The organism is Streptomyces sp. SP17BM10, from assembly GCF_036322405.1.
Lineage (GTDB): Bacteria > Actinomycetota > Actinomycetes > Streptomycetales > Streptomycetaceae > Kitasatospora.
Genome location: NZ_JAQYXB010000030.1, coordinates 1 through 362, shown reverse-complemented (window position 1 = coordinate 362; position 362 = coordinate 1). Strand labels below are relative to the sequence as shown.

The 362-nt window shown below is 82.6% G+C and carries 1 protein-coding gene; it reads left to right on the top strand.

The window, feature by feature from the left end; translation table 11 throughout:
- Nucleotides 1–161 precede the first annotated feature (161 nt).
- Nucleotides 162–362: hypothetical protein (locus PUR71_RS00095; RefSeq protein WP_329924233.1), on the top strand; the 201-nt coding region annotated here is incomplete at its 3' end.

Here is a 362-nt window from a genome sequence, read left to right as displayed (position 1 = left end):
GGGCCGCTGTCGAGGAGGTCGCGGCGGGGGTGCCCGTCCTGGCCCTCCAGGTCGGGGAGGGGGCCCGCGGGCAGGGCGGGGTGCGGGTCGGGGGCGGTGGCGGGGGCGGCCCCGGCCCCCAGCCCCGCCTCGAACACCCGGACGCCCCCCGGGCCCGGCGCATGGCGGGGGGGGAACCCGAGGGCACCGGCGGGGGGGCGGGGAGGGCCGGGGGCGGGGCGGGGGCCCCCCCGGCTTCCACGACGAACACGACCGGCGACATCGGCCGAGCGCCCGGCCCGACCATCACCTGCTGCCACCTGCGGGCGCAGCCCATCGACCTGCCCGACGCACCGCCGCAGGAGCCCGGCTGCTTCTCCTGC